At 54.6% G+C, this 13,367-nt stretch carries 12 protein-coding genes; 5 read left to right on the top strand and 7 right to left on the bottom strand.

The genetic code is table 11. From position 1 onward, the window contains the following. Positions 1 to 9: 9 nt before the first annotated feature. From U869_RS0100220 to rpmH, 7 genes are all read right to left on the bottom strand, one after another. A complete protein-coding gene (locus U869_RS0100220) occupies positions 10 to 567 on the bottom strand; it encodes an NADPH-dependent FMN reductase (protein ID WP_029987562.1) in 558 nt (185 codons plus the stop codon). A gap of 188 nt (positions 568 to 755) precedes the next feature. Further along, positions 756 to 1,475, bottom strand: coding sequence for a 4'-phosphopantetheinyl transferase superfamily protein (locus U869_RS0100215; protein ID WP_025120912.1), 720 nt, complete (start codon positions 1,473 to 1,475; stop codon positions 756 to 758). Between the two features lie 234 nt (positions 1,476 to 1,709). Then, the gene (gene mnmE, locus U869_RS0100210; RefSeq protein ID WP_025120913.1) at positions 1,710 to 3,074 is read right to left on the bottom strand and encodes a tRNA uridine-5-carboxymethylaminomethyl(34) synthesis GTPase MnmE; all 1,365 of its coding nucleotides are present in this window, start codon (positions 3,072 to 3,074) and stop codon (positions 1,710 to 1,712) included. Positions 3,075 to 3,182: 108 nt separating this feature from the next. After that, the gene (gene yidC, locus U869_RS0100205; RefSeq protein WP_025120914.1) at positions 3,183 to 4,823 is read right to left on the bottom strand and encodes a membrane protein insertase YidC; all 1,641 of its coding nucleotides are present in this window, start codon (positions 4,821 to 4,823) and stop codon (positions 3,183 to 3,185) included. Between the two features lie 2 nt (positions 4,824 to 4,825). Beyond that, positions 4,826 to 5,083 carry a membrane protein insertion efficiency factor YidD gene (yidD, locus tag U869_RS0100200; RefSeq protein WP_025120915.1) on the bottom strand — a complete coding sequence of 86 codons (258 nt, stop codon included), beginning with the start codon at positions 5,081 to 5,083 and terminating at the stop codon, positions 4,826 to 4,828. Continuing rightward, on the bottom strand, positions 5,047 to 5,406 hold the full coding sequence (rnpA, locus tag U869_RS30310) for a ribonuclease P protein component (RefSeq protein WP_025123954.1): 360 nt from the start codon (positions 5,404 to 5,406) through the stop codon (positions 5,047 to 5,049). Before rnpA ends, yidD begins: the two co-directional genes overlap by 37 nt. Before the next feature lie 18 nt (positions 5,407 to 5,424). Beyond that, the gene (gene rpmH / locus U869_RS30305; protein ID WP_004093983.1) at positions 5,425 to 5,565 is read right to left on the bottom strand and encodes a 50S ribosomal protein L34; all 141 of its coding nucleotides are present in this window, start codon (positions 5,563 to 5,565) and stop codon (positions 5,425 to 5,427) included. Positions 5,566 to 6,249: 684 nt separating this feature from the next. On the opposite strand from rpmH, the gene dnaA reads away from it, so the two are divergent. From dnaA to yidA, 5 genes are all read left to right on the top strand, one after another. Further along, entirely contained in the window at positions 6,250 to 7,653 is a 1,404-nt protein-coding gene (gene dnaA / locus U869_RS0100190; protein ID WP_115650710.1) for a chromosomal replication initiator protein DnaA, read from the top strand. Between the two features lie 5 nt (positions 7,654 to 7,658). Further along, positions 7,659 to 8,759, top strand: coding sequence for a DNA polymerase III subunit beta (gene dnaN, locus U869_RS0100185; protein WP_025120918.1), 1,101 nt, complete (start codon positions 7,659 to 7,661; stop codon positions 8,757 to 8,759). 32 nt (positions 8,760 to 8,791) lie between these two features. Further along, positions 8,792 to 9,877 carry a DNA replication/repair protein RecF gene (gene recF, locus U869_RS0100180; protein WP_025120919.1) on the top strand — a complete coding sequence of 362 codons (1,086 nt, stop codon included), beginning with the start codon at positions 8,792 to 8,794 and terminating at the stop codon, positions 9,875 to 9,877. Between the two features lie 18 nt (positions 9,878 to 9,895). Then, positions 9,896 to 12,310 carry a DNA topoisomerase (ATP-hydrolyzing) subunit B gene (gyrB, locus tag U869_RS0100175; protein WP_025120920.1) on the top strand — a complete coding sequence of 805 codons (2,415 nt, stop codon included), beginning with the start codon at positions 9,896 to 9,898 and terminating at the stop codon, positions 12,308 to 12,310. Positions 12,311 to 12,436: 126 nt separating this feature from the next. Further along, complete coding sequence (gene yidA, locus U869_RS0100170; RefSeq protein WP_025120921.1) at positions 12,437 to 13,246, top strand: sugar-phosphatase; 810 nt, start codon at positions 12,437 to 12,439, stop codon at positions 13,244 to 13,246. Positions 13,247 to 13,367: the final 121 nt, after the last annotated feature.

Raw genomic sequence — 13,367 nt, 5'->3', positions numbered from 1 at the left:
TCTTGAGGTTTATTGGGTATAGTCGCTGAATGCTGACAGTTGGCCTGTCAGGAAATCCCGCGTGCCCTGTTCCACCAGTTCACCTGCTTGCTCATCAACCTTATTCTGGATCACTCCTCCCATAAACTCAGGTTTGTTGATCACCATGGCATCCAGGAACACCAGGATCTGGCGCAGGTGATATTGGCAACGTGCGCCCCCAATCGGCCCCATTGAGCTGGTTTGGATCGCGACCGGTTTGCCAGCCAGCGGTTGGTTAGGCAAGCGGGACAGCCAGTCGATGGCGTTTTTCAGGCCGCCTGGCACTGAGTAGTTATATTCTGGCGTTACGATGATCACGCCATCGGCCTGGCGGATCTGTTCGGCAATGGCTTCCACCGTGGCGGGGAAACCTTCTTCTTGCTGAAGGTCTGCGTCGTAAAGTGGGATATCGCGGATGGAGGGAAGGGCTTCGATGGTGACACCCTGGGGAGCTAACTGGGGTAAAGCGCGTGCGACTATGGCGTTATATGAGCCTTTACGTAGGCTCCCCAGTAGCGTAACGATCTTTAGTGCTTGCTCTGACATTTTGATTCTCCCTTTTCTGATGAACAGACTCAGCTTAGAACAACCAGCAGATAATAGGGCAAATAAGCCACCCCTCCTAGGTAGATGCTAAACATTTAACTGTTTTTACAATTCAAAGCAGTAAATCATGCGTTAAGAAAAGTTTTATATTGAATATTCCCCTAAAGACAGACGTTAAATCGGTGCTTTCAGCGTGTAACAGAGGCAAGGCTGGTCAGCTTCAAAAAATGCGTGGAGAGAGGTTGGTTGCGCGATGAAATTTCGCCACTTTTCCGTAGGCCCTGGCTATCGTCATATTGCCAGCAGACGAGCCGATCCAAGCCTGGCTGATGGGCACAGGCCCAACTGAGATACTCACCAGCATCACTCATGACGTGTACGTCAGGCAGGATGTTGCAGCGTAATTGGCCGGAAAAGGGATGCAAACTCAGTAGGTTTTGGCCGCTGTTGCCCAAACCACACAGCTTCAGCACGCATTGGCGGATACTCCACAGTTGAGTTTCGGCTTCCAAACGATCACTCTGCGCCGCGATCCAGGCACTCTCCGTGCTGGAGCAGTATTGGTGCAGCAGATTGTGACTCCGTGCGCGCATCACCTCAATGTCCAACCCAACCTTGCCTTCCAGGCTCAGCAGCACGCCGATGGTATTGCCCGCATAGGCGAGGCTGAAGTCAGGTAAATGATGATCGGCAAAACACGGGCGCCCGGTCGGTGCCGTAGCAATCGGGGGGAGTACCGGGATACCATACAAATAAAATATCATTTCGGCCAATAGGATCCGGCCTTGCAAAAAGCGCCGACGGCGCTTAACGGAGAAGCTGGCAGTTCTTTCGATCAGGTCTTTAGGCAGCCGATGGGTCTCTAAACGCTCTGTAGCCGTGTCCCATCGGATAAAATGACAAGCCATTGTTCACTCCATGACCGAGGCTTATAAAAAAACTGGAGTGTTAGAGTAAGCATTACGTTAAGAATTTTCATTAAGAATTCGCATGATCTTTTTCTTAATTATTCTCTGCTTGAATGAAAAAACGCCGGTATAGCAGGAATATAGCGCGGTGGCGATTGGGGTTACTTCTGACGTGTGCGAAGAAAAATCCCATCATTAACATTAAGATAATTCTGGGATTTTCCGGGTTATGAGTTACTTGCCAATGCAGAAGCTGGAGAAGATACGCCCAAGCAGGTCATCGGAGGTAAATTCCCCGGTGATTTCGCTCAATGCTTGCTGTGCCAAGCGTAGTTCTTCGGCCAGCAGCTCCCCCGCGTAAGCGCTCACTAACTGTTCTTTGCCCTGCACCAGGTGCTGTGCGGCCTGTTCCAGCGCCTGCAAGTGACGGCGACGAGCGAGGAAGCCGCCTTCCATATTGCTGGTGAAGCCCATGCTTTGCTTCAAATGGTCGCGTAACAGGTCGATCCCCTCACCGGTACGCGCCGACAGGCGAATAAGTGAGTGACCATTTACTTCGCTCAGGCCCAGTGCTTCACCAGTGATATCAGCTTTGTTACGCACCACGGTGATCGGCAAGGTACTTGGCAGGCGTGCCATAAACTCCGGCCAGATCTCGGCAGGTTCGGTGGCGGCGGTGGTGGTGCCATCGACCATAAACAGCACTCTATCGGCCTGTTCGATCTCATTCCAGGCACGTTCGATACCAATGCGCTCAACTTCGTCGCTGGCTTCCCGCAACCCGGCGGTATCGATAATGTGCAGTGGCATGCCATCGATATGAATATGTTCGCGTAATACATCGCGCGTAGTGCCCGCAATGTCGGTGACGATGGCCGCTTCGCGTCCCGCCAGCTCATTGAGCAGGCTGGATTTCCCGGCGTTAGGCCGCCCGGCGATCACCACTTTCATCCCTTCACGCAGCAGGCTACCCTGACGCGCCTCGGCCCGAACGCCGTCCAGATCGGCCATTACGCCATTCAGTTGGGCTTCGATTTTGCCGTCAGAAAGGAAGTCGATTTCCTCATCCGGGAAGTCGATTGCCGCTTCCACATAGATGCGCAGGTGAGTGAGCGCTTCAACAAGCTGGTGGATACGGATGGAAAACGCGCCTTGTAGCGAGTTCATGGCCGAACGGGCAGCTTGCTCGGAACTGGCATCGATCAGATCGGCGATGGCTTCGGCCTGGGCCAAATCCAGCTTGTCATTGAGGAATGCACGCTCCGAGAACTCCCCTGGGCGGGCAATCCGCACGTCTGGAAGCGCCAACACGCGTTTGAGCAGCAGGTCGAGGATCACCGGCCCACCATGGCCCTGGAGTTCCAGCACGTCCTCACCGGTAAAGGAATTGGGGCCGGGGAACCATAGCGCAATCCCCTGATCCAGCGTGCTGCCTTCAGCATCACGAAACGGCAGATAATCGGCATAGCGCGGCTTTGGCAGTTTGCCGAGTACAGCCAGGGCAACCTCTTTGGCTCCCCGGCCTGAAATACGCAGGATGCCGACACCGCCGCGTCCGGGCGGAGTAGCAACAGCAGCGATGGTATCGGTGGTGTTCATAACGGATTATCTCTCTGACTAGATGCAAAAAGGCGGTCATGATGACCGCCTGAAATTGCTGGCAAAGCTCACAATCGTAGGGGCGCTACATGCAGCGCCCGCTCCGTATTAGACTTTTTTCTTATCGCGGCTGTGCAGACCACGTTTTTCCAGCCCGCGGTAAATCAGCTGCTGCTGGATGATGGTTACCAGGTTACTGACGATGTAGTACAGCACCAGACCAGACGGGAACCACAGGAAGAACACTGTGAAGATCACCGGCATAAAGGTCATGATTTTCTGCTGCATCGGGTCAGTGACGGTGGTTGGTGACATCTTCTGGATGAAGAACATGGTCACACCCATCAGCACTGGCAGGATGTAGTATGGGTCTTGCGCCGACAGGTCATGGATCCACCAGATAAACGGTGCATGACGCAGTTCAACCGAGCCCATCAACATGTAGTACAAGGCCAGGAAGATTGGCATCTGGATAACCAGCGGCAAGCAACCACCCAGAGGGTTCACTTTCTCAGCTTTGTACAGCGCCATCATTTCCTGGCTCATACGCTGCTTGTCATCACCGATACGCTCACGCATCGCCTGCAGTTTGGGCTGCAGCATACGCATCTTGGCCATCGAGGTGTACTGCGCTTTGGTCAGCGGGTACATGATGCCGCGCACGATGAAGGTGATGATGATGATTGAGAAGCCCCAGTTGCCGATGAAACCGTGAATGAACTTCAGCAGTTTGAACAGCGGTTGGGAGATGAACCACAGCCAGCCGTAATCGACAGTCAGATCCAGGTGCGGTGCCAGTTGAGCCATCTGATCTTGCAGCTCTGGGCCAACCCACAGGGTGGCATTCAGCTGTTTCTCTGCACCCGGCTGGACAATCACCGGCTCGGCTTTAAAGCCGATAGCAGACAGGTTAGTGCCTGGCTTGGAGGTATAGAAGGTGTTGTTGCCCTGAGTCTCTGGCACCCACGCGGTGGCGAAGTACTGTTGCAACATCGCAATCCAGCCGCCTTGCGTGGTGACATTCAGGTTCTCATCCTTGTCGAACGCATACTTTTGGTATTTGTTGTCGCTGGAAGAGTAGGCCGCACCACGGAAGGTGTGCAGCGCAAAGTTGTTGCTGCCGGTGTCACGATGCTTAGGCAACTCGGTAGTCTGCTTCAACTGGCCAAACAGGGTCAGTTCCAGCGGAGTCGCGCTCTTGTTGACGATGGAGTAGTCCACGCCAACGGCATAATGGTTACGCTTGAGCACAAAGGTCTTGGTGAAGACCGAACCGTCTTTGCAGGTAAAGGTCAGCGGAATACGCAGTTCATCCTGGCCATCGGCCAGCGTGAAGGTATCCTGCGCCGCCTCAAACAGAGGACGCTCGCCGTTTGCCGGGTTATCCGGGCCGTCTCTGCCGGTCAGGCCACTTTGTGCCTGGTAGACGAATGACGGGGTAGATTCCAGCAGCGTAAATGGAGTCGATGAACCCAGGGTATCCGGGTAGGCCAACAGTTTAGCCTGCTCGATATCGCCACCACGGGTGTTGATGGTCAGCGACAGCACGTCAGTGTTAACGGTGATCAGTTTACCCTGGCCACTGCCTGGTACAGCCGAACTTGCGGCATCACCGGTTGCTGGGTTCGCGGTCTGTTGCGTGGTCTGGGTGGCTGCGGGTTGCGGAGCGTTGTCCACTTGCCAGGCCTGCCAGATCATGAAAGACACGAACAGCAGAGCGATGAGGAGAAGATTGCGTTGCGAATCCATCGTTAGTGTTCTCTGTTATCGTCGGTTTTCGGCGGCACGGGATCATCGCCACCTGGGTTCAAAGGGTGGCATTTTAATACGCGTTTCAGTGTTAACCAACTGCCTTTTAACATGCCAAACCTGCGTAATGCCTCAATTGCGTAATGAGAACATGTCGGCTGGAAGCGACAACGTGGCCCAAGCAGCGGGCTGAGTACGAGCTGATACGCCCGAACCAGCCCGATCAGGATGCGGGAGCCTGGCGACAGTGGCGACGCCATAATTTTTCCAAAGCTTCCGTCAGTGCACGATTATCCAAATCCGCTATTCCTTTTTTGGCCACCACCACAAAATCCATCGCCGGTAGTTCGTGCTGAAGTAAACGGAAGCTTTCGCGGGTTAGGCGTTTGATCCGGTTGCGTTCATGCGCGCGTTTGACGTGTTTTTTGGCGACGGTAAGACCGATGCGGGGATGCCCCAGCTGGTTCAGGCGGCCGAGGATGGTGATTTGCGGCGTGCCAGCCCGTTGTGGCTGCTGGAAGACGAAAGTGAAATGAGTGGGAGTTAACAAACGTAACTCCCTAGGAAAAGCGAGCTTAACCACTCAGCGGGTTAGCTTTTATTACTTAGAAACAGTCAGACGAGTACGGCCTTTCGCACGACGGCGGGCCAGAACTTGACGACCATTCTTGGTGGCCATACGAGCACGGAAACCGTGGCTACGGTTACGCTTCAGTACGGACGGTTGGAAAGTGCGTTTCATAGCGATTTCTACCTAAACTTAAATGAAATACTGATAAGTCAAATGCGTTTGGCTACTCGGCGTGAAGATGACCGACGCCTCAATCGCAATACATAAAGAGGCGGGATTGTAATAATTGTACAGTCCTGAGTCAATTCACATCGCGCTAGCCTACCTGGTTGTCTGCCAATTCGGAGTAAAATCCGGTGTTGGCCCGTGGTCACCGCAGAATCCTGTCTTGGCTAAATGACTCACCATTAAGGAACCAGGTATCACACGTGGGCGAAGATTATACGGACTCGGGGGTAAATCACAAGGATCTCCGTACGATCCTGCGTGATTTCTGCGAGGATCCGCGTGGATAACCAGGTATAACCTGTGAAAGGCACTAAAACCTGGCTCGACAGGTGCAGATCTCATCAGTGCTGATCCCGGAGTGATTAAAAACTAGCCACTCTTCACGGGCTGTGGATAAAATGGATCTAATCTGTGATGAAGAGGAGGATCTCTTGCGCGGATTGCGCTATGATCCGTCATTCCGATCGCGATCCCAAATCAGGATCGTTAAGGGCATAAACCGTGAAAGGCGGTTCGCATACCCTACAGGTTTTTCAGCCGATACCGGGCGTGTGTCAAAAATCATGAGTTATAAAAAAGTAGCCTGATTCTTTTCTTTTTATTGATCTTGTTCGAGTGGAGTCCGCCGTGTCACTTTCGCTTTGGCAGCAGTGTCTTGCCCGATTGCAGGATGAGTTACCTGCCACAGAATTTAGTATGTGGATACGCCCATTGCAGGCGGAACTGAGTGACAATACCCTGGCGCTGTATGCGCCCAATCGTTTTGTGCTGGATTGGGTTCGCGATAAGTACTTAAACAATATCAATGGCCTGTTGAATGATTTCTGCGGTACGGATGCGCCGCTGTTGCGTTTTGAAGTGGGTAGCAAACCACTGACACCAACCCTCAGCCAGCCCGTGATGGCCAGTGTCAACCACAACAACAGCGCTCCGGTTGCCCCGGTGGTGCGTACAGCTGCACCGTCCCGCCCAAGCTGGGACAACGCGGCACCGCCGCCTGAGCTTTCCTATCGTTCCAACGTCAACCCCAAGCACACCTTCGATAACTTCGTTGAGGGTAAGTCCAACCAACTGGCTCGTGCTGCGGCGCGGCAGGTGGCAGACAATCCGGGGGGCGCTTATAACCCACTGTTCCTGTATGGCGGTACCGGCCTGGGTAAAACGCACCTGTTGCATGCGGTAGGCAACGGCATCATGGCGCGTAAGGCCAATGCCAAAGTGGTCTATATGCACTCGGAACGCTTTGTGCAGGACATGGTTAAGGCTCTGCAAAATAACGCCATTGAAGAATTCAAACGCTACTACCGCTCGGTGGATGCGTTGCTGATCGATGATATTCAATTCTTTGCCAACAAAGAGCGTTCGCAGGAAGAGTTCTTCCATACCTTTAACGCCCTGTTGGAAGGTAATCAACAGATCATCCTGACCTCGGATCGCTATCCAAAAGAGATCAACGGGGTTGAGGATCGTTTGAAATCCCGCTTCGGCTGGGGCCTGACGGTGGCGATCGAGCCGCCAGAGCTGGAAACCCGCGTCGCGATCCTGATGAAAAAGGCCGACGAGAACGATATCCGTCTGCCGGGCGAAGTGGCGTTCTTTATCGCCAAACGCCTGCGTTCCAACGTGCGTGAGCTCGAAGGGGCGCTGAACCGCGTGATCGCCAACGCCAACTTTACTGGCCGTGCCATCACCATCGATTTCGTGCGCGAAGCGCTGCGGGATCTGCTGGCATTGCAGGAAAAGCTGGTCACCATCGACAATATCCAGAAGACGGTGGCCGAGTACTACAAAATCAAAATCGCGGACCTGCTGTCTAAACGGCGTTCGCGCTCGGTTGCCCGCCCGCGCCAGATGGCGATGGCACTGGCAAAAGAGCTCACCAACCACAGCCTGCCAGAAATCGGCGATGCGTTTGGTGGCCGCGACCATACTACGGTGTTGCACGCCTGCCGGAAAATCGAGCAGTTGCGTGAGGAAAGTCACGACATCAAAGAAGATTTCTCCAATTTAATCAGAACATTGTCGTCATAGCCCATATGAAATTTATCGTTGAACGTGAGCAACTGCTAAAACCGCTGCAACAGGTGAGCAGCCCACTGGGTGGCCGCCCGACGCTGCCAATTCTGGGTAACCTGCTGCTGCAGGTGACGGAAGGTTCCCTACTGCTGACAGGAACCGATCTGGAGATGGAGATGGTGGCACGCGTTGCCCTGTCCCAGCCCCATGAAGCGGGCGCGACGACCGTCCCCGCACGTAAATTCTTTGATATCTGCCGTGGCCTGCCGGAAGGCGCGGAGATCACCATCATGCTTGACGGTGATCGCTTGCTGGTGCGTTCTGGCCGCAGCCGCTTCTCGCTGTCCACGCTGCCGGCGATAGACTTCCCGAATCTGGATGATTGGCAGAGCGAGGTCGAGTTCACCTTGCCGCAGGCGACGCTAAAGCGCCTGATCGAAGCCACCCAGTTCTCGATGGCTCATCAGGATGTGCGCTATTACCTGAACGGTATGCTGTTTGAAACCGAAGGGGAAGAGCTGCGCACCGTGGCCACCGACGGCCACCGCCTGGCGGTGTGCTCGATGCCGATTGGCCAGCAGTTACCTACGCATTCGGTGATCGTGCCGCGTAAAGGGGTCATGGAGCTGGTCCGTCTGCTGGACGGTGGCGATACGCCGTTGCGTGTGCAGATCGGTAGTAACAATATCCGTGCTCACGTGGGTGACTTTATCTTCACTTCCAAGCTGGTTGACGGCCGTTTCCCTGATTATCGCCGCGTATTGCCGAAGAATCCGGACAAAACGCTGGAAGCGGGCTGTGACCTGCTCAAGCAGGCGTTTGCCCGTGCGGCCATACTGTCGAACGAAAAGTTCCGCGGCGTGCGCCTGTACGTCAGCCAGAACCAGCTCAAGATCACCGCCAACAACCCTGAACAGGAAGAGGCGGAAGAGATCCTCGATGTCAGCTATGATGGCACCGAGATGGAGATTGGTTTTAACGTCAGCTACGTATTGGACGTGTTGAACGCACTCAAGTGTGAAGATGTGCGCCTGCTGCTGACCGATTCCGTCTCCAGCGTGCAGATCGAGGACGGTGCCAGCAAGTCTGCCGCCTACGTCGTCATGCCAATGCGGTTGTAATTTTATAAATACCGTTTCGGTAAAGAGATGGCATGGCTCTGACGCGTTTACTGATTAAAGATTTCCGCAATATCGAAGCTGCCGATCTGGCACCAGCGCCGGGGTTTAACTTCCTGGTTGGGGCCAACGGCAGCGGCAAGACCAGCGTGCTGGAGGCGGTGTATACCCTTGGTCATGGGCGCGCGTTTCGCAGCCTGCAGGCCGGGCGAGTGATCCGCCACGATCAGCCGGAGTTTGTGTTGCATGGCCGGATTGACGGCAATGAGCGCGAATTATCGGTAGGACTGAGTAAAAGCCGTCAGGGTGACAGCAAAGTGCGTATCGATGGCAGCGATGGCCATAAGGTGGCCGAGCTGGCACAGCTATTGCCCATGCAGTTGATCACCCCCGAAGGATTTACCCTGCTTAATGGTGGGCCGAAGTATCGGCGTGCCTTCCTGGACTGGGGTTGTTTTCACAACGAACCCGGTTTTTTCACCGCCTGGAGCAACCTGAAAAGGTTACTGAAGCAGCGCAATGCCGCGCTGCGCCAGGTCAATCGCTATGCGCAGATCCGCGCCTGGGATCAGGAACTGATCCCGTTGGCCGAGCGTATCAGCGAATGGCGGGCAGCTTACAGCGACGCAATTGCCGCGGATATCACCGCGACCTGCGCGCAGTTTCTGCCCGAATTTGCCCTGAGTTTCTCTTTCCAGCGTGGCTGGGACAAAGAGAGCGACTACGGAGAGCTGCTGGAGCGCCAGTTTGAGCGCGACAGGGCGTTAACCTATACCGCGGTGGGGCCGCATAAAGCGGATTTCCGTATTCGTGCCGAAGGCACGCCGGTAGAGGATTTGTTATCGCGCGGTCAGCTTAAACTGCTGATGTGCGCATTGCGCTTGGCGCAGGGTGAGTTTCTCACCCGCCAGAGCGGGCGGCGTTGCCTGTATCTGATTGATGATTTTGCCTCCGAGCTGGACACCGGCCGTCGCCGGTTGTTGGCCGATCGCCTGAAAGCCACCCAGGCACAGGTTTTTGTCAGTGCGGTAAGCGCTGAGCAAGTAACCGACATGATGGGTGAAAAGGGCAAGATGTTCCGCGTGGAACAAGGTAAAATAGAGGTTCAACCACAGGACTAAAATGAGCGAGAAACGTTGATGTCGAATTCTTATGACTCCTCAAGTATCAAGGTATTAAAAGGGCTGGATGCGGTACGTAAGCGTCCGGGCATGTATATCGGTGATACTGATGACGGCACCGGTCTGCACCACATGGTATTCGAGGTCGTGGACAACGCTATCGACGAAGCACTCGCTGGCCACTGTAGCGACATTCAGGTGACTATCCACGCCGACAACTCCGTCTCGGTGCAGGATGATGGTCGTGGTATCCCAACCGGTATCCACGAAGAGGAAGGGGTGTCTGCGGCACAGGTCATCATGACCGTACTGCACGCCGGCGGTAAGTTTGACGACAACTCCTATAAGGTTTCCGGCGGTCTGCACGGCGTCGGCGTTTCGGTTGTTAACGCCCTGTCAGAGAAGCTGGAACTGGTGATCCGCCGCGAAGGCAAGGTGCATGAGCAGACCTACAAGCATGGTGAACCGCAGGCTCCACTGAAAGTTGTCGGTGATACCGACCAGACCGGGACCACCCTGCGCTTCTGGCCTAGCTACCAGACCTTTACCAATAACACCGAGTTTGAGTACGACATCCTGGCCAAGCGCCTGCGCGAACTGTCGTTCCTCAACTCTGGCGTCTCAATTCGCCTGAAAGACAAACGCAGCGACAGAGAAGACCACTTCCACTATGAAGGCGGTATCAAGGCGTTTGTGGAATACCTGAACAAGAACAAGACCCCGATCCACCCAACGGTGTTCTACTTCTCAACCGTGAAAGACGATATCGGTGTGGAAGTGGCGCTGCAGTGGAACGATGGTTTCCAGGAAAATATCTACTGCTTCACCAACAACATCCCGCAGCGTGATGGGGGGACTCACCTGGCCGGCTTCCGTGCCGCGATGACCCGTACCCTGAACACCTACATGGATAAAGAAGGCTACAGCAAAAAGTCCAAGATCAGCGCCACCGGCGACGATGCGCGCGAAGGTCTGATTGCCGTGGTTTCGGTGAAAGTGCCAGACCCTAAATTCTCTTCTCAGACCAAAGACAAGCTGGTGTCTTCAGAAGTGAAAACGGCGGTCGAATCGCTGATGAACGAGAAGCTGGTGGATTACCTGATGGAAAACCCATCGGACGCCAAGATCGTGGTCGGTAAAATCATCGATGCGGCCCGTGCCCGTGAAGCGGCGCGTAAAGCACGTGAAATGACCCGCCGTAAAGGCGCGCTGGATTTGGCTGGCCTGCCAGGCAAACTGGCGGACTGCCAGGAACGCGACCCGGCGTTGTCCGAACTCTACCTGGTGGAAGGGGACTCTGCGGGCGGCTCAGCCAAACAGGGCCGTAACCGTAAGAACCAGGCGATCTTGCCGCTGAAAGGGAAAATCCTCAACGTTGAGAAAGCCCGCTTCGACAAGATGCTGTCTTCACAGGAAGTTGCCACGCTGATCACCGCGCTGGGCTGCGGCATTGGCCGTGACGAATACAACCCGGACAAGCTGCGTTATCACAGCATCATCATCATGACCGATGCCGACGTCGACGGCTCGCACATCCGTACGCTGCTGTTGACCTTCTTCTATCGTCAGATGCCGGAAATCATCGAACGTGGCCACGTCTATATTGCCCAGCCGCCGCTGTACAAGGTGAAGAAAGGCAAGCAGGAGCAGTACATCAAAGACGACGAAGCGATGGATCAGTATCAGATCTCCATTGCTCTCGACGGCGCCACCCTGCACCCTAACAGTTCTGCCCCAGCCTTGGCGGGTGAGCCGTTAGAGAAGCTGGTGGCCGAGCATTACGCCGTGCAGAAACAGATTGGCCGGATGGAACGCCGCTACCCGCGTGCGTTGCTGAACAACCTGATCTACCAGCCAACCTTGAACGAAGAAGATCTGGGCGACCGCGCCAAGGTGGAAAACTGGATCGAATCGCTGGTGAAATTGCTCAACGATAACGAACAACACGGCAGCAGCTACAGTTCGGTGTTGATTGAGAATCGTGAGCGCCAGATGTTCGAACCGGTGCTGCGTATCCGTACCCACGGCGTCGATACCGACTATCCGCTGGACTTTGAATTTATCCGCGGTGGCGAATACCGCAGGCTCTGCACCTTGGGTGAGAAACTGCGTGGCCTGCTGGAAGAAGATGCTTATATCGAACGTGGCGAACGCCGCCTGCCGGTAGAAAGCTTCGAACAGGCGTTGGAGTGGCTGGTGAAAGAGTCGCGCCGTGGTCTGTCGATCCAGCGTTATAAAGGGTTGGGTGAGATGAACCCGGATCAATTGTGGGAAACCACCATGGATCCCGATCAGCGTCGTATGCTGCGCGTAGCGGTGAAAGACGCTATTGCAGCCGATCAGCTGTTCACTACACTGATGGGCGATGCGGTGGAACCACGCCGTGCCTTTATCGAAGAAAACGCCCTGAAAGCGGCGAACATCGATATCTAACGCCTAATCGGGTGATTAATAATCCGCGCCGGTTCGCCCGCGCGGATTTTTTTATGCCGTTTTTCCGCTAACATGACAAGCTGAAACGGGTTAGCATGAGAAAAAACCACTGGGAGACACGCTCGAATGGTTATTGAACTGATTGCAATTGATATGGATGGCACGCTGCTCAATCCGCAGCACCAGATTACGCCAGCGGTAAAGCAAGCGCTGACTGCCGCACGCGCTAAAGGCGTGCATGTGGTGCTGGCTACCGGGCGGCCTTATGTTGGCGTGCAGGACTATCTGCGTCAGTTGGATATTCAGGGTGAAGGTGATTTTTGCATCACCTATAACGGGGCATTGGTGCTGAAAGCGGTGGACGGGGCCTGCGTGCTGCAAGAAACGCTCGGTTTTGACGATTACCTCTATTTTGAACAATTAGCACGCGATTTTGGCGTTCATTTCCAGGCGTTTGATTTTGATACCCTGTACACGCCGAACAAGGACATTGGTAGATATACCATCCATGAATCCCACATGACCGGTATTCCATTGAAATACCGCAGCGTGGAAGAGATGGATCGCTCCATTCGTTTCCCGAAGGTGATGATGATTGATGAGCCAGAATTGCTGGATCGTGCTATTGCTCGCTTACCGGCAGAGGCTTGGGAACGCTACACCATCATGAAAAGCGCGCCTTACTTCCTGGAGATCCTGCACAAGCGGGTGGATAAAGGTGCCGGGGTCAGAATGCTGGCCGAGCATTTGGGCATCAAGCAGGAAAACGTGATGGCGTTAGGCGATCAGGCTAATGATACCGCGATGATCGAGTATGCCGGATTGGGCGTGGCGATGGGCAATGCGATCCCTGAATTAAAGGAAGTCGCTCAGCATGTGACCAGCACTAATACCGAAGACGGTGTAGCGCGCGCGATTGAGAAATTTGTATTGTAAACCGCCCCTCACCCTAACCCTCTCCCACAGGGAGAGGGGACCGAATGTGCTACTCATTGACCCCGAACTGACCTTAACACCGTAGGCCACATTACCTGCTAACGACGCTGAACTAGCTCCC

Origin of the sequence: Serratia sp. H1w, assembly GCF_000633355.1 — a bacterium.
Classification (GTDB): domain Bacteria; phylum Pseudomonadota; class Gammaproteobacteria; order Enterobacterales; family Enterobacteriaceae; genus Chania.
The sequence above is the reverse complement of the archived record's forward strand: the minus strand, read 5'-3'. Positions and strand labels throughout refer to the sequence as shown.